Annotated in this window: 16 protein-coding genes; 8 read left to right on the top strand and 8 right to left on the bottom strand. The window is 67.0% G+C overall.

Annotated elements, in window-relative coordinates; translation table 11 throughout:
• The first annotated feature begins 1 nt into the window (after position 1).
• Together VT03_RS22795 and VT03_RS22790 are read left to right on the top strand one after the other, a co-directional pair.
• Complete coding sequence (locus VT03_RS22795; RefSeq protein WP_075095134.1) at positions 2 to 2,839, top strand: MGH1-like glycoside hydrolase domain-containing protein; 2,838 nt, start codon at positions 2 to 4, stop codon at positions 2,837 to 2,839.
• A gap of 92 nt (positions 2,840 to 2,931) precedes the next feature.
• Positions 2,932 to 4,575: an alpha-amylase family glycosyl hydrolase gene (locus tag VT03_RS22790; RefSeq protein ID WP_082846446.1), complete on the top strand. Its 1,644-nt coding sequence runs from the start codon at positions 2,932 to 2,934 to the stop codon at positions 4,573 to 4,575.
• 198 nt (positions 4,576 to 4,773) lie between these two features.
• On the opposite strand, the gene VT03_RS22785 is transcribed toward VT03_RS22790, so the two are convergent.
• A complete protein-coding gene (locus VT03_RS22785; RefSeq protein WP_075095133.1) occupies positions 4,774 to 5,328 on the bottom strand; it encodes a hypothetical protein in 555 nt (184 codons plus the stop codon).
• Between the two features lie 349 nt (positions 5,329 to 5,677).
• Between VT03_RS22785 and VT03_RS22780 the strand changes: the two genes are divergently transcribed.
• Both VT03_RS22780 and VT03_RS22775 read left to right on the top strand, forming a co-directional pair.
• Positions 5,678 to 6,958, top strand: coding sequence for a putative DNA modification/repair radical SAM protein (locus VT03_RS22780; RefSeq protein ID WP_075095132.1), 1,281 nt, complete (start codon positions 5,678 to 5,680; stop codon positions 6,956 to 6,958).
• A 507-nt stretch (positions 6,959 to 7,465) separates the two neighbouring features.
• Positions 7,466 to 8,917 carry a UdgX family uracil-DNA binding protein gene (locus VT03_RS22775; RefSeq protein ID WP_075095131.1) on the top strand — a complete coding sequence of 484 codons (1,452 nt, stop codon included), beginning with the start codon at positions 7,466 to 7,468 and terminating at the stop codon, positions 8,915 to 8,917.
• On the opposite strand, the gene VT03_RS33740 is transcribed toward VT03_RS22775, so the two are convergent.
• On the bottom strand, positions 8,914 to 9,219 hold the full coding sequence (locus tag VT03_RS33740) for a hypothetical protein (RefSeq protein WP_156514699.1): 306 nt from the start codon (positions 9,217 to 9,219) through the stop codon (positions 8,914 to 8,916). The two genes, VT03_RS22775 and VT03_RS33740, sit on opposite strands and share 4 nt — an antisense overlap.
• 318 nt (positions 9,220 to 9,537) lie before the next feature.
• On the opposite strand from VT03_RS33740, the gene VT03_RS22765 reads away from it, so the two are divergent.
• The 3 genes from VT03_RS22765 (at position 9,538) to VT03_RS22755 (ending at position 11,850) form a co-directional block, all read left to right on the top strand.
• Positions 9,538 to 10,155: a hypothetical protein gene (locus VT03_RS22765; protein ID WP_075095129.1), complete on the top strand. Its 618-nt coding sequence runs from the start codon at positions 9,538 to 9,540 to the stop codon at positions 10,153 to 10,155.
• Positions 10,156 to 10,300: 145 nt separating this feature from the next.
• Entirely contained in the window at positions 10,301 to 11,254 is a 954-nt protein-coding gene (locus tag VT03_RS22760; RefSeq protein WP_156514698.1) for a hypothetical protein, read from the top strand.
• 152 nt (positions 11,255 to 11,406) lie between these two features.
• The gene (locus VT03_RS22755) at positions 11,407 to 11,850 is read left to right on the top strand and encodes a hypothetical protein (protein WP_075095127.1); all 444 of its coding nucleotides are present in this window, start codon (positions 11,407 to 11,409) and stop codon (positions 11,848 to 11,850) included.
• Positions 11,851 to 11,933: 83 nt separating this feature from the next.
• Here the strand turns inward: VT03_RS22755 and VT03_RS22750 are convergent, their stop codons facing one another.
• Complete coding sequence (locus tag VT03_RS22750; protein WP_075095126.1) at positions 11,934 to 12,593, bottom strand: hypothetical protein; 660 nt, start codon at positions 12,591 to 12,593, stop codon at positions 11,934 to 11,936.
• 197 nt (positions 12,594 to 12,790) lie between these two features.
• Between VT03_RS22750 and VT03_RS22745 the strand changes: the two genes are divergently transcribed.
• Positions 12,791 to 13,333 carry a hypothetical protein gene (locus tag VT03_RS22745; RefSeq protein ID WP_075095125.1) on the top strand — a complete coding sequence of 181 codons (543 nt, stop codon included), beginning with the start codon at positions 12,791 to 12,793 and terminating at the stop codon, positions 13,331 to 13,333.
• An 18-nt stretch (positions 13,334 to 13,351) separates the two neighbouring features.
• On the opposite strand, the gene VT03_RS22740 is transcribed toward VT03_RS22745, so the two are convergent.
• The 5 genes from VT03_RS22740 to VT03_RS22720 all read right to left on the bottom strand — a co-directional run bounded on the left by VT03_RS22740 (position 13,352) and on the right by VT03_RS22720 (position 20,989).
• The gene (locus VT03_RS22740) at positions 13,352 to 15,244 is read right to left on the bottom strand and encodes a polymorphic toxin-type HINT domain-containing protein (RefSeq protein WP_075095124.1); all 1,893 of its coding nucleotides are present in this window, start codon (positions 15,242 to 15,244) and stop codon (positions 13,352 to 13,354) included.
• 140 nt (positions 15,245 to 15,384) lie between these two features.
• Positions 15,385 to 15,843: a hypothetical protein gene (locus VT03_RS22735; protein ID WP_075095123.1), complete on the bottom strand. Its 459-nt coding sequence runs from the start codon at positions 15,841 to 15,843 to the stop codon at positions 15,385 to 15,387.
• Positions 15,844 to 16,012: 169 nt separating this feature from the next.
• The gene (locus VT03_RS22730; RefSeq protein WP_075097242.1) at positions 16,013 to 17,281 is read right to left on the bottom strand and encodes a lactonase family protein; all 1,269 of its coding nucleotides are present in this window, start codon (positions 17,279 to 17,281) and stop codon (positions 16,013 to 16,015) included.
• Positions 17,282 to 17,692: 411 nt separating this feature from the next.
• Positions 17,693 to 18,361 (bottom strand): DUF4956 domain-containing protein, encoded by a 669-nt coding sequence (locus VT03_RS22725; protein ID WP_156514697.1) that lies wholly within the window; start codon positions 18,359 to 18,361, stop codon positions 17,693 to 17,695.
• Positions 18,362 to 18,496: 135 nt separating this feature from the next.
• The gene (locus tag VT03_RS22720; RefSeq protein ID WP_075095121.1) at positions 18,497 to 20,989 is read right to left on the bottom strand and encodes a CotH kinase family protein; all 2,493 of its coding nucleotides are present in this window, start codon (positions 20,987 to 20,989) and stop codon (positions 18,497 to 18,499) included.
• Positions 20,990 to 21,228: the final 239 nt, after the last annotated feature.

The raw sequence follows: 21,228 nt of genomic DNA, 5'->3' as shown, positions 1-21,228 counted from the left end.
CATGAACGCAGAGCAGTCGCGACTCGAGGCGGCACGGACCGGCCAGGCCCCCTGGAAAAAGTGGGGTCCCTACCTGAGCGAGCGGCAGTGGGGAACCGTCCGCGAAGACTACAGCAACTCCGGCAACGCCTGGGACTACTTTTCGCATGACCAGTCCCGGTCGCGGGCTTATCGCTGGGGCGAAGACGGCATCGCCGGTTTCTCCGACGACCGGCAATCCCTCTGCTTCGCCGTCACTTTCTGGAATGGCCGCGACCCGATCCTCAAGGAACGGCTCTTCGGCCTCACCAACAGCGAAGGGAACCACGGGGAAGACGTCAAGGAGTATTACTTCTACCTCGACAGCACCCCCACCCACAGCTACATGCGGTACCGCTACAAGTACCCGCATCAGGCCTACCCCTACTCCCAACTCGTCGACACCAACCGCGCCCGCGGCCGCCACGACCAGGAGTTCGAACTCCTCGACACCGGCATCTTCCGCGACAACCGCTACTTCGACGTCGACGTGGAGTTCGCCAAGTCGGCCCCGGAAGATGTTCTGGTCAAGATCACGGTCAGGAACCGAGGCCCCGAAGCGGCCGACATCCACGTCCTCCCGACCCTCTGGTTCCGCAACACCTGGTCCTGGGGGGACGCCGTCACCCGCCCCACCCTCGAGTTTGAAACCCCGGCCAGCGCCTCGGCCTCCGACGGCAGCGGGCCACCGCAGGCCGCCTCGGTGGCGGTCGCCTCCCCCAAGCTCGGCCGCTTCGTCTTCGAATGCGAGCGGACCGACGACCTCCTGTTCACCGAAAACGAAACGAACTGCCGGCGGATCTTCGGCACGGACAACCCCTCGCCGTACGTGAAGGACGCCTTCCACGAAGCCCTCATTCACGGCCGGGCCGAAGCGGTCAATCCGGAGCGGCGGGGGACCAAGTGCGCCGCCCTCTACCGCCGCACCGTCGCGGCCGGCGGCGAAGAGGTGATCCGCGTCCGGCTCCGCCCGCGTCCCGAGGGAGCTTCCCTCCCGGTCGCGTTCGGTCCGGAATTCGACGGTCTCGTCGACGCGCGGCGGAGCGAAGCGGACGAGTTCTACGGCACCGTCATCCCGGCGAACCTCTCGGACGATCAGGCCCTCGTGATGCGGCAGTCGCTGGCGGGGATGCTGTGGGGGAAGCAGGTCTACATCTATGACGTCAACCGCTGGCTCGACGAGCGGGGGACGGGGGAGGGCTGCGCGGCCCATCCCGGCTCCCGGAACGACGGCTGGCACCACATGTACAACGCCGACGTCATCTCGATGCCGGACAAGTGGGAGTACCCCTGGTATGCCGCGTGGGACCTCGCCTTCCATGTCGTCACGCTGAGCCTCGTCGACACCGACTTCGCCAAAGAGCAGCTCAACCTCATGCTCCTCGAGCGGTACCTCCATCCGAACGGCCAGATCCCGGCCTATGAGTGGAACTTCGGGGATGTCAACCCGCCGGTCCACGCCTGGGCCACCATGTTCACCTACCGGCTGGAGCAGGGACACCGCGGCCAGGGGGACGTCCGCTGGCTGGAGCACGCCTTCCAGAAGCTGCTCCTCAACTTCACCTGGTGGGTCAACCGCAAGGACCGCACCGGCCGCAACGTCTTCGAAGGAGGCTTCCTGGGGCTCGACAACATCGGGGTCTTCGACCGCAGCGCCCCGCTCCCGACCGGAGGCTGCCTGGAGCAGGCGGACGGGACCGCCTGGATGGCCCTCTTCTGCCAGAACATGCTCGACATCGCCGGGGAGCTCTCGCGGCACGACCCCGTCTACAGCGAGATGGCCCTCAAGTTCCTCCAGCACTTCCTGTGGATCTCCTCGGCCATGCTGGAAGGGACGGACGAAGGGCACGGCATGTGGGACGAGGAGGACGGCTTCTTCTACGACGTCCTGCGGCTTCCGGACGGCACATCGCACCGGCTCAAGGTCCGCTCGATCGTCGGCCTGCTGCCGCTGTGCGCGGTCTGCGTCTACGACGGCAGCCTGCGGGACGTCTCCGCCGAAGCGGCGGAGCGGTTCGACGCCTTCCTCCGCAACCGGCCGGAACTCGTGGCGGAGATCCATGACCTCAGGACCACCGGGGTCGCCGGCCGCAAGATGACCTCAATCCTCAACGAGGCCCGCCTGCGCAGGGTCCTGGCCCACCTGCTTGACGAGGGGGAGTTCCTCGGCGAGTTCGGGATCCGCTCCCTCTCGCGGTATCACGACCAGCACCCCTACGTCCTGCCGGTCGGCGGCGCGGAGTACCGCGTCAACTACCTGCCGGCGGAGTCGGACTCGGGAATGTTCGGCGGCAACTCGAACTGGCGGGGCCCGATCTGGATGCCGATGAACGCCCTCATCGTCCGGGGGCTGCTGCTGTACTACCAGTACTACGGCGACAGCTTCCAGGTCGAGTTCCCGACCGGCTCCGGACGGATGATGAACCTGTTCGAAGTCGCGAGGGAGATCACGGGCCGGCTGGAGCGGATTTTCGTCCGCGACGCCCACGGGCGCCGGCCGGTCTTCGGCGGGACCGAGACCTTCCAGAACGACCCGCACTGGAAGGACTGCATCCTGTTTTATGAGTACTTCCACGGCGACAACGGCGCGGGGCTGGGGGCGAGCCATCAGACCGGCTGGACCGCGATCGTCAGCCGACTGATGCGGATCTTCGCGACGATCTCGGCGGAGGACTTCCTGAAGGAAGGCCGCCAGATCTTCTCGCGAAACGCCTCCTCCCCGCCGGAGGTATCCCCGCCGGCGGCCGCCTCCCCTCCCCCGGAGACGGCCTCCCCCCCGCCCGCACCGTCCATGGCGACACCGACGACCGTCCTCCGTTGACCGGTGAGCGGCCCGGAGCTTTTCCGGCCGCGCCACCATCGCCGGAGCGACGGAATTCCGCGAGACTTTCCTCAGACCCCAGGACGCTCGCTATGAACACACCCCTGTCCTCCGCTCCGGCCTCGGCTGCCACGACCTCCGGCGCCGCGACCACGTCTGCCGCCGCGACCGCCTCCAAACCGGCGGCTGCCAAGACCGTCTCCGCGCCGGCCCCCGCGGCGACGCGGAACACGCCGCTCCCGCCGGCGGCGCGGTATCCGGCCCTCTACCAGATCAACACGCGGGTCTACCTCACCGACCTGAGCCGCCGCCTCGGCCGCCCGGCGACGCTCGACGACATCCCGGACGCGGAGCTCGACCGGATCCGGGGGATGGGCTTCGACTGGATCTGGTGGCTCAGCGTCTGGTCCACCAGCCCCCGCTCACGGCAGGTCTCGCGGACGAACCCCGACTGGCGGAAGGATTTTGAGGCGACGCTCTCCGACCTCTCCGATGAAGACATCGGCGGCTCGGGCTTCGCGATCCGCGAGTACGCGGCGAGCCCGGCTCTCGGCGGTGACGCGGCCCTGGCCCGGCTGCGGAGCCGGATGGCGGCGCGGGGCCTGCGGCTGATGCTCGACTTCGTCCCGAACCACACCGGGCTCGACCACCGCTTTCTCGACGAGCATCCGGAGTTCTACGTCGCCGGGACGGCGGAGCAGGCGGCGCGGGAGCCGCACAACTACTTCCGCGCGGCGCTCCCCGACGGCCCGGAGTATCTTGCGTTCGGCCGCGATCCCTTCTTCCCCGGCTGGCCCGACGCGCTCCAGCTCAACTACGGCGACCCCGGTCTGCGGGAGGCGATGCGGGAGGAGCTCCTGTCGATTGCCCAGCGCTGCGACGGCGTCCGCTGCGACATGGCGATGCTGGTTCTTCCCGATGTCTTCCAGAAGACCTGGGGGATCGCGATGGAGCCGTTCTGGCCGGGGACGATCGAGGCGGCCAAGGCGTCGCATCCGGGGTTCCGGTTCCTGGCGGAAGTGTACTGGGACCTGGAGTGGGAGCTGCAGCAGCAGGGGTTCGACTGGACGTACGACAAGCGGCTCTATGACCGGCTGCGCCACGAGCCGGCAGCGAGCGTGCGGGGTCATCTGCGGGGGGCGCTTGCCTTTCAGGACCGGCTGGCCCGGTTCATCGAGAACCACGACGAGGCCCGGGGGGCGACCGCTTTTGCGGACAACGTCCATCCTGCGGCGGCGGCGATCACGTATCTCAGTCCCGGGATGCGGTTCTTTCAGGAGGGGCAGTTCGAAGGTCGGAAGGTGCGGGTCTCGCCGCACCTGGTCCGCGGTCCGGAGGAGCCGGTGAACGGGGGGCTGGCGGCGTATTACGAGCGGCTGCGGCCGATTGTGGCGAGCGATGTGGTCCGGAACGGGGACTGGATGCTGCTGGAGTGTTATCCGGCGTGGGAGGGGAACGGGAGTGCGGCGTCGTTCATCACGATGTCGTGGACGAAGGGGAATGCGCGGCTGCTGGTGGCGGTGAACAATTCGGCGGGTCCGGCGCAGGGGTATGTCCGCTGGCCGTGGGGGGAGCTGGCGGCGCACACGATCCGCTTGAGCGACCGGCTCGGGAGCGATGTGTACTGGCGTGCGGGTGCGGACCTGCGGGATCACGGTCTTTATCTGGATGTTCCGCCGTGGACAGCGCACGTGTTCGAGGTCGCGGTGGAAGGCCCCGACGGTCCCACGGCCTAAGAACCGGGGTCCAGGGGGAACCCCTGGTGGGGAGTGCAGAGGGGCAACGCCCCTTTGCCCGCCGGAGGCCCGTCCGTCGAGAGACGTCTGAAGGATCCCGTGTCCAAGCGCGGACGACGTGCCGTATGCCCCCTCACCAATCCGCCATGATTGCAGTGCCCGGGCCGGGAGTCGTCGGAGCCCCCCGGCACCCTGTCGTCACTTCCAGAGCTTGCGCGACTTGAGCAACTGCAGCCGATCGGCAGGAACACTCGCGCGAAGATCCTCCAGGTCGTCGCCGAAGGTGTGCGAACCGTCCGCCGGAAAGACGACAAAATCGTCCGTGACCGGAGCGAGCGCTGACCAGTCGAGACGGTTCAGCGCCGCGGAGACCCGCTGCACCATCTCGCGGAACAGCTGGAGATCCTCCTCATCGTCCTGCTCGGCGAGATGCTCGTACCAGAGACCGTACTGCTCTGTCAGTTCGGCATTCTTGATGTCGACATTGAACGCCTGCCCCACGTTCGTCAGTTCGTCCGCCAGCCAGATTCCTTCTGGAAACCGTCCTTTCGCCTTCTTGAGGATCGCCTGCCGCGTGACCTCTTTGACCGGCATCAGCCAGGGAATGGCGTCGGAATCGCTGTCGGTGCCGTTGTACCAGATCCGCAGGCAGTAGACCGGCTCACTGAGCCGGGCCGCCTGGATCGCCGCCGGAATCGTTTCGATAAGGATCGCCTCGATTCGTCGAAGCACATCGCTGACCCGCGTGTCCATAGGCCCAACTCACAGAGAAGCGAAGAGTCGTTTTCGCGAGTCTGCCTACGGGAGCGCGGCGAGTCAACTGCGGGCTCGGTTCGTGCTCACAGCGGGTTGGTGGGGGGGCATCCGGCACGTTTTCCGCGTTTGGACACACGCTCTTTCAGACATCTCTCGACGGCCAAAGCCTCCGGCGGGCAGGGGGTGGCCCCTGCACGCCACCAGGGCATCCGCCCTGGACCCGGCTCTCGATGAGCGGCGATTGGCCTGATTCCTGCTCAAGCGATGTGGTCGCATAAAACAGCCATGTGGTCGTTTGTTCAGTAACCGCTACAATACACCATCGAAGCCCAGACGAGGATCGTCCATGAACACACAGGAGAAACTCGCCATCCTGGCCGACGCCGCCAAGTACGACGCCTCCTGCGCCAGCAGCGGTCCCACCACCAAACGACCCGGAACCGCCATCGGCTCCACCGAAGGCATGGGGATCTGCCACAGCTACACACCCGACGGCCGCTGCGTCTCCCTCCTCAAAATCCTCCTCACCAACTACTGCATCTACGACTGCAAGTACTGCGTCAGCCGCGTCACCAGCGACGTCCCCCGGGCCCGCTTTACCGTCGAGGAAGTCGTCCGCCTCACCCTCGAGTTCTACCGCCGCAACTACATCGAAGGTCTCTTCCTCAGCTCCGGGATCATCCAGAACCCGGACTACACCATGGAGCAGATCGTCGCCGTCGCCCGCACCCTGCGGGTCGACCACCGCTACGGCGGCTACATCCACCTCAAAACGATTCCCCGCGCCGACGAGCGCCTGATCGCGGAAGCAGGCCGCTGGGCCGACCGGATCAGCGTCAACGTCGAACTCCCGACCGAACCCGACCTCGTCCAGCTCGCACCGGAGAAGCGGCGGGACGACATCGAAACCGCCATGACCGATATCAAGGTCCGGATCGACGACCAGCGGGAGAACCGCGCCGCCGGCTTCAAGACAACCCCCTTCGCCCCCGCCGGCCAGAGCACGCAGATGATCGTCGGCGCGACCCCCGCCCCCGACGCCGCGATCCTCGAAACCGCCACGCACCTTTACGAAACCCACAAGCTCCGCCGCGTCTACTACTCCGCCTTCAGCCCCATCCAGCACGCCGACACGCGTCTCCCCGCCGCCTCCCCTCCGCTCGTCCGCGAGCATCGCCTCTACCAGGCGGACTGGCTCCTGCGGTTCTACGGATTCGAGCTGCCCGAACTCGTGAGCCCCGACCGCCCCAACCTCGCTCTCGACATCGACCCCAAGCTCGCCTGGGCCCTCGCGCACCGCGAGCAGTTCCCGATGAACGTCAACACCGCCCCGCGGGAACTCCTCCTCCGGATTCCGGGTCTCGGCGTCCGGACGGTCGACCGCGTGCTCCTGGCGCGGAAGCACCGCATGCTTCGCGCGGAGGACCTGCGGAAGCTCCGCATCCCGTGGTCGCGGGTGAAGCACTTCGTTGAGACCCCGGACCACCATCCAGATGCGCGGGTCCTCGAGACCGAGCTCCTGGACCGAACCCTCCGCCCCCCTGCCCCGCGGCAGCTGCTCCTCTTTGGCGAAGACCGCGCGCCGGCGACCTCCGGATTCGCGACGACCCTGACAACAGAGATTTGAGTGGAAACACGAGCCCGAAGGCTGAGCATTGCGCGAACCACAAGGACATGGAGAGCCCAGCGAGGGGTGCAGACGCGCACCCCAACATCACCGATCCAATCACCGGGTCCAGGGGGTACCCCTGGTGGGGAGTGCAGAGGGGCAACGCCCCTTTGCCCGCCGGAGGCCCGTCTCGTCTCGATCTCTCTGAAGGAGCGAGTGTCCAAGCGCGGACGACGTGCCGTATGCCCCCTCACCAACCCGCGGGGATTGCAAAGCCAGCGGTGTGATGTGAGGGAGTCCTCAACGCGGGTACCACAAAGGAGACGTCCGTTGTGTACCACGGTTCCGCGACGAAAATGCCTCCGGCGGCAAGGGGGCGTGGCCCCCTTGACCCCAGGCTGCCGTCGCACGTTGGGTTTGAGCGAGCCGAGTCGTGCCGGCAAGGACGCAGTTTGCGTCCACGGAATCCCCCGCTAGAGACAGACCACGCCTCAATCTGTGGCTCAGCAGTGACGGTAACTCCCGATGCACACGATCACTGTCACCACCTTCGACGACTGGCGCCAGGCCGCCCGCGACCTGCTCGCTCTCGGCCAAGGTCCGGAGGCGGTGATGTTCCGCGCGCACAGCGCCGAGCGACCGACGCTCGGACTCACCTTCGATGACACGCCGCGAAGCACCGTCGCCCCGGCCGCCGCAACCACCGTCCCACGGGCCTTCCTCGAACTCGCCCGGACCGTAGGCTGCCACCGCGACGCCGGCCGCTGGGACCTGCTGTACCGGACCCTCTGGCGTCTCACGCACGACGAGCCGGAGCTGCTGGAGGTGATCACGGACGACGACGTCATCCGCCTGACGCGGATGGAAAAGGCGGTCTCGCGGGACGCCCACAAGGCCAAGGCGTTCGTCCGGTTCCGCCGGATCGCCGAAGGGGCGATGGAGCAGTACGTCGCCTGGCACCGCCCCGACCACCTGATCCTCCCGCTCGTCGCGCCGTTCTTCTCCCGACGGTTCCCTGAAATGGCGTGGTCGATCCTCACGCCCGACGCCTCGGTCCTGTGGGACGGAGAGTCGCTCCACTTCGGCGAAGGGGTCCCGGCCAGCGCCGCGCCGCAGGGGGACGCTCTCGAAGAGCTGTGGAAGACGTACTACGGCTCGATCTTCAACCCGGCCCGGATCAAGCTGCGGGCGATGAAACGGGAGATGCCGGTCCGGCACTGGGAGACGCTCCCCGAGACCCGGATCATTCCCGACCTCCTTGCCGACGCCCCGCGGCGGCTGGAGACGATGGCCCGCCAGACGACTCGCCCCGTCGAGTCCGCGGCAGCCTTTCTCCCGGCCGCCCGCGACTTGGCCTCGCTGGCCGCGGCGGCCGCCTGCTGCCAGGGGTGCGACCTCCACGCCCGCGCGACACAGACGGTCTTCGGCCGCGGCCCGGGTGACGCCCGGATCGTTCTCATCGGCGAGCAGCCCGGCGACCAGGAGGACCTCACCGGCGAGCCGTTCGTCGGCCCCGCTGGGGAAGTCCTCAATGAGGCCCTGCGGGAAGCGGGGATCGCGCGGCAGGAGGTGTATCTCACGAACGCCGTCAAGCACTTTCACTGGGAGGAGACGGGGACCCGCCGCCTGCACAAGAAGCCGCCGGCCCGGGCGATGGCGGCCTGCTTTCCGTGGCTGGAAGCGGAACTGGCGGCGATCCGGCCGACGGTCGTTGTCTGCCTGGGAGCGACCGCCGCCCAGGTGATCGTCGGCCGCGACACGCGCCTCGGCCGCCAGCGGGGCGTCGTTCTCTCCACCCGTCACTGCGAGCGAACGCTCGTCTCGTGGCATCCATCGTCGATCCTGCGTGCCATGACGCCGGAAGAGGGTGAGCAGCGGCGATCGGAGCTGATCGAGGACCTGATAGCCGCACGGGCCGCAGCGGAGGGTGGCGACGTGGCGGGCGATCCTGGTTCATCCATTCGATCCCTCCACTAAGGGACGCCCGGATCCTCCACCAGTTCCCACGACTCATCTTCCGTGATGGCCAGGTAGTGGTGCTCCGGTTCGCCATCCGCCCCGATCAACTCGTAGCTGAACCAGGGGGCTCCGTATTCGTCGATGCGATCGATGGTCACGACCGGATCGATGGCGAGAATCCGCTCCAGCGTATCGGCCGTCCAACCCGGCATCTCCGTACCGACACGGAGCTCATGCTCGCGCTGGCGGAGGTCGGACTCAGGAACACGCAAAAGCCGGACGCGGTCGCCAACTCGAAGATCCTGCCAACGATCGCGCATGACGACTGACGCTGAAAAGGCTTGTCCGCGGGTGACAGGGGGCGGGGGGCGGGGGAGGGGCCTGTCAAACAGGAGCCAATATCATCTGCCGCTCAGCTCGAAGCAACGGACGCTCGCGTGACGCGGTGTCATCCCTCTGCGAACGAGCCAAGCCGAAACGGACATCGCAGGAAGTCAGAGTGCATCCGGTCCCTCATTCGATCCCCGCGGCGTTCGGATCGTTGACCGGCACAGTGCCGTCGGGCCATGCTGCCCGAGGAGCCGGGGCGAAGGTGCCAACATGGGCGGAGATCAAAGTCCGCAACGGGAGAGAGACCGATGACCGCGCGAGGGGCCGTCACGACGATTGTCGCCTGTACGTTGCTACTGGCGGCGATCGGGCTCGCGATCGGTGGACTGCTCGGCGTCTTCGCTCCCGAGTACTACCGGACCGTATTGCCAAGCGGCCGGGAACCGGGCTTCGATCCGGTCTCCGTGGGAGTCGGCCTCGGCCTGACCCAGGGAGCGATCGGTGGCGCGGCCGTTGGTCTCGGCCTGGTTGGACTGCTCTGCTGGCGGGACGCGGGAGCGAGGAGATCGGCCGGGACCGGCGACGTTCCCGAAGGAGCAATCCTTCGCCGCGGACTGCGGACCTTCGCTGCGATCGCGATCCTCGCGGTCTGCACCGCCGCCGCGCTCCTCGCAGGGTTCCTGGCCGGCGAGCGCCAGGCTTATCAAAGACGATACCGGGAAGAGCGGCAGGAGATCGCGCCGCTCCTGACCGAGGACCCGGCCTTTGCAGACGTCCGGCTCGAGGAGTACTCGGGCGGTGGTGCGTACCTCACCGGCGAGGTGCCAACGCCCGCCGACCTGGAACGTCTGCAAACCGCCGTCGCACGGGCGATCAGCGAGCCGCGGTCGCGGACGATCATGAGTGCCGTTCGTGCGCGACCGTAGCGCGCCCCGCCCCCCGCGCGCCGCCCCGGGATGCGAAATTTGACTTCACACGGGAGCGGGACTAGCGTGTGCGGGCGACGAGGGGCGGGCGACTTCGGGCAATCGGCTAAGGGCGGACCCGCGTTCAAGACCAGGGCCAGAAAACATGACTGCAGCAGAAGCCAAGGCGGCGTTTGAGGATCTCGTCTCACGGTGCGGACTCCGTTACACGGAACGGACGCGACGATACGTGGGAATCTACGAAGGGGTCTGCTTCGACGTCGCCCTCTTCCAGCAGTGCATCCAACTCAACGCCATCGCCCCCGCGGCGGTGATCAACTCGCAGATCCTGGAAGACTTTTCAGGCTTCACCCACGTGAAAAATTCGGGAGTGCCGACCACCTGGATCCGCGGTGTCCGGGGCGAGACCGGAAACCATCCCAATCAGGTGGAGATGGAGCTGACGCCGCAGCGGCTGGAACGCCTCACGGAGAAGCAGTTCTTCGATCTCCCGACGAACCTCATTCAGGACTTCCGCGCGTTCGGGGCCGAGCCGACGATCCCGCACTGCGGAGTGTGCGGCACGGCCGTGCCGAACACGCTGATGATGATCGATAACCACTACGTTCCGGCCTGTGAGAACTGCCTGGCGCGGGTTCGGGATGAAGCGGCGGTCGGCGAACTGCAGGACACCGCTCCCGTGCAATGGACTTACGCCGTTCCCGCCCTTCTGGTCGGAGCGAGCCTCTATACGCTCCTCTGGGGAGGGATGCAGCAGATCGCCATACCGGCCAAGCTGCTGCTGGTCGGGCCGTTCTTCGCGGCGATCATGTTTTCCGTTGCGGTGGTCAGTTTTGCCGGAGGAACGTCCTTCCTGCTGAGAATGCTGACCGCCGCCGCCACCGTCGCGGCGGTGCTGGCCGGCAACATCTGGGGAACGCGGACGCTGGTCGAGAAGCAGTTTCAAGAGCTCGTCAGCTGGGAAGAGGCGACCCGGATCTACTTTGAGCTCCGGCTGTTTCAGCATCAGCAGGAAGGGTACTTCCTGATCGGAGGACTGGCGGGCGCCTGGCTCGGCAGCCGGATGGCCAAAGAGGCCACCCGAGTGCGAGTCGACTGACAGAGTACGACAGGTCTGGCTGGATGGCCGTCGGCACCGGTGGTCTCAATGCCTCCCGAGGGACTTGATCCGTCCGCCGCCGGCTTGCGACACTTCGGGTCTCTCCGTTCGCCTCAGGAGAACCCTGTCCCCTGGCCCGCAGGACCCAAGCCATGACCGACGTCACGCGCCGCGATTCGTTGAAACTGGCCGCCACCGCCAGCCTGGCCGCTCTCGCGGGAACAGTCGCCGCCCAGGACCCCGCCCTCCGTCCGGAGCGCCCCGAGCCTCCGAAAGACCGCTGGCGGGCCTGGGCGGTGACCGAGGGGACGGAGACGAAGCTCGTCGTCGAAGGGGTCTACGGCGAGGGGGGACTGGGAGTCGTAGCGATCGTGACCCCCGCCGCTCCGCAGGGGATCAATCCCAGGATCCTGATCCTCGACGTGAAGATCAAAACACTCCCCGGCATCTGGGCCCTGCTGCTGACGCCGATCCCGGCCCAGTACACGAAGGCCCCGTACACCGGCGGCACCTACGACTCGATCCACCTCCGATACCCGGACGGCTCGTCGATCATGATCCCGACCATCACCGACGCCGGAGCCGGCCCCGCGTAGTTGGAAGGGGAACGAGCCTCGATTGCGTTGACTCCGATCGGAGCACGATCGCCGTCCCTCAAAAAGCCGCGCCGCTCGCTGACTCACGTCCCCCGAGGAGCCTCCGGCATCGCCAGAGGCGACGACTTCAGCGCCTTGGGGTCGAGCAGGTCCGCCGCGGGGTGAAACCAGCCCCCGTCCCCTTCATCGCTGGCGCTGCTCATGCAGGGGTTGTCGTAGATCAGCGCTCCGTGCCGCTGCTCTTTCCCGTCTTCCCGAAAGACCTCAAACACGGCCCGCATATTGTCCCGCCCGTGAGAGAACACCGCCGAGCAAAAGCTCTGGGCGGGGGCGTCGATCTTTCCCGTCCGCCACCGCTCTCCGTTGAACCAGTGCCACAACCACCGCGGCGCATCGGGATTCGACGGCCCCTTGCCATACACCGCGACACAGACGATCGAGCCGAACTGTTCATCGCAGCGGATCGCCCCGATCTTTCCCAGTGTCTCCTTCCGCGGAAACGGAATCACCTCCGCACGGGGACGCGCCACGAGTTGCCCGCCGATCCAGTCGTGCGGGGTGATCTCCAGTCCGCCCGTCCGGTCCGGTGCGACGACGTAGGTCGCATCGTCTGAACGGAAGACCGTACGGACCTCATTGTCCGGCCGCTTCGGCGGGGCGGCCGCCTCCCCCTTCGGCGGCGTCCCGCCTCTCTGACACCCGGCGACGGCAAAGCTGACGATCAGCAGCAGGGTGACGCGCATGTTTCGCTGGCCTCCAAGCGATTCGAAAGATCGATTCCTCACCGCACGCCAGTGTACGAAGCAGTGGCTAAAGCTGACGAGACCACTCACCCGCCAACGGACGCTTCCCGCGGGTTCCCCCTCGAACTAGCCTGACGGGCATCGCGGTCGTCACGCCCTCCGCCACCTTCTCGTCCGGGCTTCCAGAGGACACCACCATGCTGATCCAGCCGCTGTTTCTCCCGATCGTCCTCGCGACCGTCGCCCTGTTCTTCACCAGCTTCCTCTCCTGGATGGTCCTCGGCCTCCACGCACAGGACTGGAAGAAGCTCCCGGACGAAGACCCGGTCCTCGACGCCCTAAGGCAAGTCGGAGCCCAGCCCGGCAACTACATGGTCCCCGGCATGGACCCCGGGACGAAGCAGAGCGAGGAATACATGACCAAGATGCAGCGGGGACCCATGGGGGTCCTGACGCTCTTCCCCGGCATGACGATGGGCCGGAACCTCGCCCTCACGCTCCTCTACTTCTTTGTGGTCTGCATCGGCCTCGCCTACCTCGCGCGGCTGGCGATCCCCGCGGGCGCCGACTTCCTGACGGTCTTCCGATTCGTCTCGACCGCCTCGCTCATGACGTTCCTGGCCGCCCTCGTCCAGCACGCCATCTGGTTCCGCTGCCGGATCGTCGGACACATCGTCGAGTCGGTCCTCTACGCCGTCATCGTCGCCAGCCTCTTTGGAGCGATGTGGCCCAAGGCGTGATGCGGCTCCGCGTCGCGTTCAACGCGCCGTGATCGGACGCTCCTCCTCCGAGTCTGGCGACTGCCAGGTCGGCTGAAGCCCGGGGATCAGCGCATTGGTCGGCTGACGGCGCGTCACGTCATGGCTCAGGTAAGCGTTCGTCTTCCCGATGAAGTAGGTGTGCGCGTCCGCCACGACCAGGTTGTGAACAGTCCCCTCGCCCGCGGACTCGATCGACGTCACCTCCGTCGAGCCCAGGACGGTGTGGAGCGGCATCCCGACCTCGAGGGCTCGGGCCTGGACCCAGCCCAGTCCGTTGACCCAGAACGGATGCCCCTGGGAACAGGTGATCTCATTGTCCGCCGTCTTGAGACGGAACAGCTTCGCCTTCTCCCGCTGCGTCCGGGCCAGCACGGGTTGAAAGACCAGCTCCCCGGTCTCGGGATCCTGAGTCAGAACCCGGTCTCCCGGCATGATCGACTCCACGGCCTGCGGCCCGGTTTCCGTGACGATCGGCGTGCCCGCCACGAGGCACGATCCAGCGCCGATCGTGACCCTCGAATAAACCACGGGCGTCGCGGGGCCGCGTCGAATCCGCTGCCGCTGGTCCACATACCATCCCTCCTCATAGTTCCACGAGAGCCGCTGCCGCATCAGACCGGTGTCGGCAACCTCCCGCCACAGGTCCCAGGCCTCCTGCGGCTCGTCAATCGTTCGGTCGAAGGCGACAGAGAGCGTGCGGAAGACGCGGCTGTTCCGGAACTCGGCCGTCGCCGCCAGATGCTCCGCCTCCAGACGACAGAAGTCCACCGCCAGCGCCAGCCTGGACTCAAGGTAGTTGTTCTGGGGCATCACCACCCTTGTGACGCCTCTCCGACCTCGTCTGCGGGCGGGCAGGAAATCGATGACCTGTACGGGCTGACGCAGTGTCAAATGCGCGCTCCAGACCGTATCCATGTCTTCCCATTGAAACGCGGCGGTGTGCCCGCCCTGGGAAGACGACGGCCCCTTGGTCTCCGCGGCCTGATACTTCCGGATGCTGCCGACGAGCTGCTGCAGGTAGTCCTCCGGAGAGCGGCTCTTCAGCGCGTGCATCGCCTCCAGGCGGACCTCGGCCTCCTCCGAAAAAATAGCCTGGCGGGCAATGGCGATCGTGGCTTCGTAGCAGTCGAGCGTGCCGAGCCATTTCAGGTACGCCCGGTGAACCACGTCCCCCGAGTCACCGACCGCCTGCTCCAGCGCGAACAGCCGCTCGGGGTCGCCCCAGTCCGCAAAGGGATCGGCGATCTGCGCAAACTTCTTCTCCGACAGCTTTCGCCACGCCTGGACGCGTCGCGCCGCCTCCGGGCCGTACGTCGCCAGCGTTCGATTCCATCGCGACTGCGCGCTCATTGAGCGCTCAACGGATTCGCGCGAGATCCATTGGGAATTGACCAGAACGTTTCCGAGCCGCTCGTTCGCCTCCTGATGAAATGCGTTGAGCGCGACGACCTGGGAGAGGTGCGCCCGTTCTTCATCGAACAGGTGGTGAGCACGGGCGCCGTCCGCCAGGAAGAGCTGATCGTCGACGGTCGCTCCCTTTCTGGACCGCTCCTCCCGATACCGGTACAGCTCCCGCCAGCGGTTGCCGTGATCGGCAACCCGCTCGTAGGGAACCCATTCTTCTCCGACCTGGACCTCACCCAGGTGCCAGTGGGCCGCCGCATCGTCCGGCGATCCAGACAGGCGTTCGCGCAACAGAGACAGGCGCGCGGCGTTATCGCCCGCCAGCTCTTTTTCGAGCGCGATGGTGACGGTCTCCCCGGCGATCGTTCCGGGATTTGCGGAAACGGTCGCCCGGGTGGCATTCGTTGCCTTGGGGGGACCAGCGGAGACCAGTGCCTCGGAGGCCAGAGGCCCGAGGACGGCACCAAGAATCACGGCTCTGAGCATGGCCTTCTCCGAGCACTGAGGAAGCGGCGGCAGTCGTCGTCAGGAAGTGAACGGACAGACGACCGAAGTTTTACATGGTCTTCGATCATTAGCAGGCGATCAAATAAAATCCCTGGAGAACGTAAACAGACGGGGCGTTCTCAACGCGGGTCGTCCAATCGGCTGTCTATCTCAGCCGACCACCCTCGAGAGTCGAAGAACGGGTGACCTTCGACGTAATGGCCGCTTTGCAGCTCCTCCAGCGACCACAGGTGAAGCGTGTAGTCGTCCATGGCCGCCCCGGTGAATGCCTGGAGGAGGCTTGTCAGGAACCCCAGGACTTGCCGATGGCCGGGATGACGGCTGGTCACGTCCGCCATGACGACGACGGTGGGTTCCGCTCCAAGCTGATGAACGAGTTGAGCCCATTCCTCCGGGTCAAACTCGCGGTCAAAGTTGTCAGCGAAGTAGATCCACAGATAGCACTGCTCCTCTTCCAGAAGGCCCCAGGAATCCTTCTTCCGCCCGACTGGCCGGTCGGGCCACGGATAGAGCCGCTCCAGTTCCTCGGCGACCTGCTCCTCCGTCACGTCCCGCAGGAAGGCAAAGACCGATCTCATGGCCCGAACTTCTCCGGATTGCCCGTTCGCGAATGACAGTTCTCGTCGAGGATGTGTCGAGAGTGACTCGAACGACGCGGCGGACAGTCTCTCCTGTCGGGTCCAGGGCTGGCCCTGGCGGGGGTGCAGGGGCCAGCCTCCTGCCGGCCGGAGGCGCGATCACTCCCCTCTATCGCGAGTCCCCCTCCAAGAACACGATGTGCGACGGGTTCCCCACCGGCACGTACTGCCCGGTGAACTTCAGCAGGCCGGTCGCGCGATCGACGGCGAAGACCGCCACGTTATCCCCCCGCTGGTTCCCGCAATACAGGAACCGCCCCGTCGGATCGAAGGTGAAGCTCCGCGGATAGTTCCCCCGCGTCCATTCGTCCGCCACGTGCGTCAGCGTCCCGTCCGCTCCGATCGCAAAGATCCCGATGCTGTCGTGCAGCCGGTTCCCGGCGTAGACGAACTTCCCATCCTCGGAAACCAGGAGCTCCGAGCAGAAGTTACTCCCCCCGAACCCCGTCGGAAGCGTCGAGACCGTCTGCCGCGCGGTGAGCCGCCCCGCCTTCGCGTCGTAGTCGAAGAGGACGATCGTCGAGCCCTCTTCCTGGATCGAATAGAACCACCGTCCGTTGGGATGGAAGTGGAAGTGCCGCGGCCCGTCCCCGGGTGGCAGCTCCACCCAGGCGGGGTCATTGGCGACGAGTTTTCCGTTCTGGTCGTCGAACTTCCAGACATAGATCCGGTCGAGCCCGAGATCGACGTGCAGGACGAACTTCCCCGACGGATCGGCCTGGATCATGTGGGCGTGCGTCCGGTCATGTCCGCTGAACGCAAAACTTCCCGGAGGGGCGTTCTTGGCGCGGGCCGGGCCGATCGGCCCGGCGTCGTTCTGGACGTCGGTCGGCTCGCCGAGCCGGCCGTCGGTCTGGACCGGCAGGACCGCGACCGATCCGCCGAAGTAGTTCGCCACAAGCAGGAACCGGCCGCTCGGATGGAGGCTGACGTAGGTCGGTCCCGCGCCGCCGGAGCGGACGGTGTTGAGCAGCGTGAGCTGGCCGGTCTTGCGGTCGATCGAGAAGGCGCTGACGGTCCCTTCCTTCGTCTCGCCAACTCGGTCGGTCTCATTCGCGGAATAGAGCCGCGTTCCGGCCTTGTTGAGTGCCAGGCAGCTCGGGCTCGTCCCCAGTTCATGGACGCCGGCGGGAGTCATCGCTCCGGTCTGGCGATCGACGCGGAAGATGTGGATGCCGCGGCCGTTGCCGGGGGGGAGGTCCACCTGTGTCGGGAGGACGTCGCTCAAAGGGGAGCTGAAGGTGCCGATGTAGGCGATGAGGGGGGCGTCGCCGTCGGCGGCAAGGAGTTGTTCGCCGTGCGAGAGGGCGGAGGCGGACGCCGCGAGGGCGAGGGAGGTTTTGAGGAAGGAACGCCGCGAGGCGGGTTGGGGCTGCATGGCACGCTGGTGGTTGAAGCGGACGTCCGATGCGGAGCGCGGGGGCAACGGTTGATATTCAGGTCAGGCTGTAGTGTAGGCGGAACCGACCGTTCAACCACCGTCCTCGCCGGCACGGCTGTGCTTGCTCAAACCCAACGTGCTACGGCAGCCGGGGTCAAGGGGGCACCCCTTGCCGCCGGAGGCGCTTCCATGAGGAACCGTGGTAAACGACGGACACACCCTTTGTGGAACCGGCGTTGAGAACCCCTCGCTCGCGCTGGACTCCCAGCGTGTTGTGAGGGGGCATACGGCACGGTGTCCGCGCTGGGACACGGGCTCTTCAGACATCTCTCGACGGGCCAAAGCCTCCGGCGGGCAAAGGGGATTCTCCCCTCGGCACTCGCTGACCAGGGTGCCCCTGGACCCGGTTCATTCCGTCCGCAACTCCACGCTCTGCACACCGTTGATCCGGTTCAGATCCGCTACCAGCTCCGTCAGCCGCACCGAAGGCAACAACCGCATCCGGAACCGCGCCTCCAACCCCGCCCCGTTCTTCAACGTCGACAACGCCAGCGGCTCAATATCGAGGATGTGCGCCGCAACAGCACTCCGGACCACCACCTCGACATCATCGACCCACCCCAGCTTCACCTCCAGCACGATCTGACGGTCAATCGACAACGCCTGCGCCGGGCGGTCCCGGAACAGCCACGCCGTCAGCCCCACCGCCACGATCCCCCCGGCCGCAACCACCGGCTGGTTCGCCCCGATCGACATCCCCACCACCACCGCAAAGATCACGAAGGCCGTGTCCTTCGTGTCCTGAACCACCGTCCGGAAACGGACGATCGAAAGCGCCCCCACCAGACTGAAGGCCCGCGCCACATTGTCTCCGATCACCTGCGTCACCACGGCGATCAGCACCGACAGCAGGACGAGCGTCGCGGGAAAGGTCGGCGCGATGCTGCTGGCACGACGGGTCCGCTGATAGATCCCCGCCACCAGCGTCCCGCCGACGATGGCAAAGATCAGCCGCGCTAGGAGGGCACTCATCGGAAGATGCGGAGCTTCCACCATGGGATAAAGCCACTCGGGCAAGGCAGGACTCCTCGGCAGGCGCCGCCGAGCCGGAGTCGGACGGCGCTCATCATACGGTGTCCGCAGCCGCGGACGGGGGAGAACGGAGACAGGACAAACGACGGGCGAGGCGATCCTTCAACGGACGGCCCGCACTCAGCGGAGCAGGAACGCCCGGCGGCCTTCGAAGAACGACTGCAGGCTGATCTCCCGGCCGCGACCTTCGGTCGGCGCCGCACCGCCGGAGGGGCGGGACGCGACCGCCGCCTCGAACGCCTCGAAGGAACTGAGCTTCCGGGTATCGGCCTGAACGTCGGCGGACATCAGCGCCCGGTACTGCGCGACGACAGGACCGATCACCTCCCAGTTCATGTCCTCCCGGGCGATCGTCCGCACCATCTCGAGGTACCGCTCGCGGAACTTCGGCACGGCGAGGAGCTTGCTCCGCATCGGCTTGCGGGGATCGTCGAGAGCGACGAGCGGATCGAGTTCGAGCCCGCGGCCTCCCTGGGCATTCCCCCGCGGTCCGCGCGGCTCGTCCCCTTCACCCATCGGCCGCCGTCCGCGGCCCTCTTCGTTTCCGCCGGCGTTGTTACCGCCGCGGCCTCCCCCTCCCCCTCCCGGACCGAAACCACGGCCGCCAAATCCGGGACCGCCAGGACCCGGTCCACCCGGCCCACCGGGGCCTCCGAAGCCGCCCGGGCCGCCCATTCCCGGCCCACCCGGGCCCCCCATCCCCATCATCATCGCGGGATGGAAGGCCTCGTTCATGTCGTGCGGAATGAGGTGCAGCTTCCCCGCTCCATCGAGATACAGGCTGTAGTCGCTCGCCCGGACCCAGTAGCCGTCGTTGTTGACGAGCGCCACGTCGAGCGCCAGAAACCAGAGCGCCCCCTCGACATCAAGGAGCGGCGTGATCGCCGCTTCGAGCTGGTCGGCCGGAGTCTCGTTCAGGACGCGGCAGAACTCGATGAGCTTCTTCCACGACTTGTTGCTGTCCGACGACTTGATCTCGTACCGCCGCCGGTAGTCGTCGACGTGATCCCCGAGGTACTCGAGCCCCCCTCCGCCGCCGGGGCTGCCGCTCACCTTCCACCGCGCCCCGCCGCCGTCGCCGCCGAAGTTCTCCGTCACGAAGTCCTTGTTGAACTGCTGCACGTTCACGTACAGCCCCCAGCTCTCGCCGTTGATGACCACCTTGACGAGGTTCGCCTTCGGAGCCGGGATGTGCTTGCGGGCGATGTGCGAGTAGAGAATGGAGCTCAGGAACGAGCTGTCCTCGTGGGCGTTCAACAGGTTCAGGGTCTTCTGCCCCATCAGCCGCTGCTTGCCGTCCGCCAGATCGATCGCCACGTTCAGCGACCGCTTCGATCCCGTCGGGACACCGCCGTAGGAGGACATCCCGCGGAAGTGGACGCCGACGTTGGAGTAGCTCTGGCCATCGACCTTCAGCGTCGCCGGGACATCGACGTCGGTCCCGTGAAAGTCTTCGAGCTCCTTCTCCCAGTCGTCGTTCTCGAAGGTCAGGAACAGCGTCCGCAGCACGTCGGAAGCAAACAGGGGCTCGTCGCCGTAATTGCGGACCTGCGAAGACTCCACCTTCGGCCCGGGCCGCCCCGCCTCCCGCGACCGTCCTCCCGGGCCGCCGGGTCCACCCCCAGGGCCGCCGCCGGGACCGCCGAAGGGAGCGGAGGCCATCAGCGAGCCGATCGCCGTCTTCAGCTCCACGGCGGTGCACTCCCCGTCATGATCCGCGTCCCCCTTCTGAAACAGGTCCCGTCCCGCCTTCTGGAGCTCATCGAGCGTCAGAGACTCGTCCTGATTGCGGTCCGCCTCCCGCGCGATCGCCCCGGCGAGGGCGAACCCCGGACCGAAGCCGCGCCCCGGACCGCGTCCCCCCATCGGCTCGTCACCCCGTCCCCGTCGCTCCGGTTCCCCGGGTGCCCCGGCCGGCCCGCGCGGTCCTTCCGCACCATCCGGTCCCGGCGGACGCCCGAATCCTCCCGGACCTCCACCTCCCGGCCCGCCCCCGCCCGGGCCGAAGTCCGGCCGGGGCACGATCGCATCGAGAGCCTGCCCGAGTTCCGCCGGCGTGATCTGTCGGCTGTCGCCGGCCGCCCGCTGGAAGAGCTTGCCGATTCCGGCAGAGAGTTCATCCGCCGCGACACTGCCGTTCCCGTCCGTGTCGAGCGCCTCAAGAGCCGGACCGGCGAGGAACTCGCCCGGGTCGGGCCGACCGCCAAACCGGGGTCCCCCCCGTCCGCCGCGGCCCCCCTGCTGTGCTGTTTTTCGCGCCGCCTGACGCTCGTCCTTGTTCAGCCACCCGTTTCCGTCCTGATCGAACTGAGAGACCAGCTCGCGCGTCCCGCCGCCGAAGCCTCCGGGACCGCCCGGTCCGCCAGGCCCCATTCCGGGGCCGCCGAATCCGCCCGGTCCACCGGGACCTTCGGGACCGCCGGGGCCATCCGCCTGCCGACCGCGGCCCCCGCCGCGCCGATCGCCCTGGGGGAGCCGGTCAAAGCCGCTGGCCGAACCGGCGCCGGGCGGCCGCTCATCGGGCGTCTGAGCCTGGGCATCGCGGGAGTTGCGATAGGCGACTTCCAGGGCCAGTCCGCTGAAGACCAGACCGGCGAAGACGATGGGTTTCATCAAAGACCTTTGAAGGATCGCTGCCTCGGGTGTCCGGGAGCGCGGACGTGAGCCACAGGTCTTTAATGTCGCGTAGAGGCGAAACGGGTCGCGGATCCTGGAAATTGTTCACGATCTGTTAAGCCGCCGGCGAGACCACCCGTCCGTTGGAGCGTGGGTGTCCGGCACCGCGACGATGGCGTGCCGGCCCGCAGAAAGGCTCAGGCCACGACGGAGTGAGCCGGCTCGGCCGTTTTTCC

Source organism: Planctomyces sp. SH-PL14 (assembly GCF_001610835.1).
Taxonomy (GTDB): Bacteria; Planctomycetota; Planctomycetia; order Planctomycetales; family Planctomycetaceae; genus Planctomyces_A.
Note: the sequence above shows the minus strand (reverse complement) of the source record. Positions and strands in the feature narration are given on the sequence as shown.

What these genes read in the sequence shown, in the direction of transcription:
- VT03_RS22795 (WP_075095134.1), top strand. Translation starts at nt 2, where the DNA reads ATGAACGCAGAGCAGTCGCGACTCGAGGCGGCACGGACCGGCCAGGCC.
- VT03_RS22790 (WP_082846446.1), top strand. Translation starts at nt 2,932, where the DNA reads ATGAACACACCCCTGTCCTCCGCTCCGGCCTCGGCTGCCACGACCTCC.
- VT03_RS22785 (WP_075095133.1), bottom strand. Translation starts at nt 5,328, where the DNA reads ATGGACACGCGGGTCAGCGATGTGCTTCGACGAATCGAGGCGATCCTT.
- VT03_RS22780 (WP_075095132.1), top strand. Translation starts at nt 5,678, where the DNA reads ATGAACACACAGGAGAAACTCGCCATCCTGGCCGACGCCGCCAAGTAC.
- VT03_RS22775 (WP_075095131.1), top strand. Translation starts at nt 7,466, where the DNA reads ATGCACACGATCACTGTCACCACCTTCGACGACTGGCGCCAGGCCGCC.
- VT03_RS33740 (WP_156514699.1), bottom strand. Translation starts at nt 9,219, where the DNA reads ATGCGCGATCGTTGGCAGGATCTTCGAGTTGGCGACCGCGTCCGGCTT.
- VT03_RS22765 (WP_075095129.1), top strand. Translation starts at nt 9,538, where the DNA reads ATGACCGCGCGAGGGGCCGTCACGACGATTGTCGCCTGTACGTTGCTA.
- VT03_RS22760 (WP_156514698.1), top strand. Translation starts at nt 10,301, where the DNA reads ATGACTGCAGCAGAAGCCAAGGCGGCGTTTGAGGATCTCGTCTCACGG.
- VT03_RS22755 (WP_075095127.1), top strand. Translation starts at nt 11,407, where the DNA reads ATGACCGACGTCACGCGCCGCGATTCGTTGAAACTGGCCGCCACCGCC.
- VT03_RS22750 (WP_075095126.1), bottom strand. Translation starts at nt 12,593, where the DNA reads ATGCGCGTCACCCTGCTGCTGATCGTCAGCTTTGCCGTCGCCGGGTGT.
- VT03_RS22745 (WP_075095125.1), top strand. Translation starts at nt 12,791, where the DNA reads ATGCTGATCCAGCCGCTGTTTCTCCCGATCGTCCTCGCGACCGTCGCC.
- VT03_RS22740 (WP_075095124.1), bottom strand. Translation starts at nt 15,244, where the DNA reads ATGCTCAGAGCCGTGATTCTTGGTGCCGTCCTCGGGCCTCTGGCCTCC.
- VT03_RS22735 (WP_075095123.1), bottom strand. Translation starts at nt 15,843, where the DNA reads ATGAGATCGGTCTTTGCCTTCCTGCGGGACGTGACGGAGGAGCAGGTC.
- VT03_RS22730 (WP_075097242.1), bottom strand. Translation starts at nt 17,281, where the DNA reads ATGCAGCCCCAACCCGCCTCGCGGCGTTCCTTCCTCAAAACCTCCCTC.
- VT03_RS22720 (WP_075095121.1), bottom strand. Translation starts at nt 20,989, where the DNA reads ATGAAACCCATCGTCTTCGCCGGTCTGGTCTTCAGCGGACTGGCCCTG.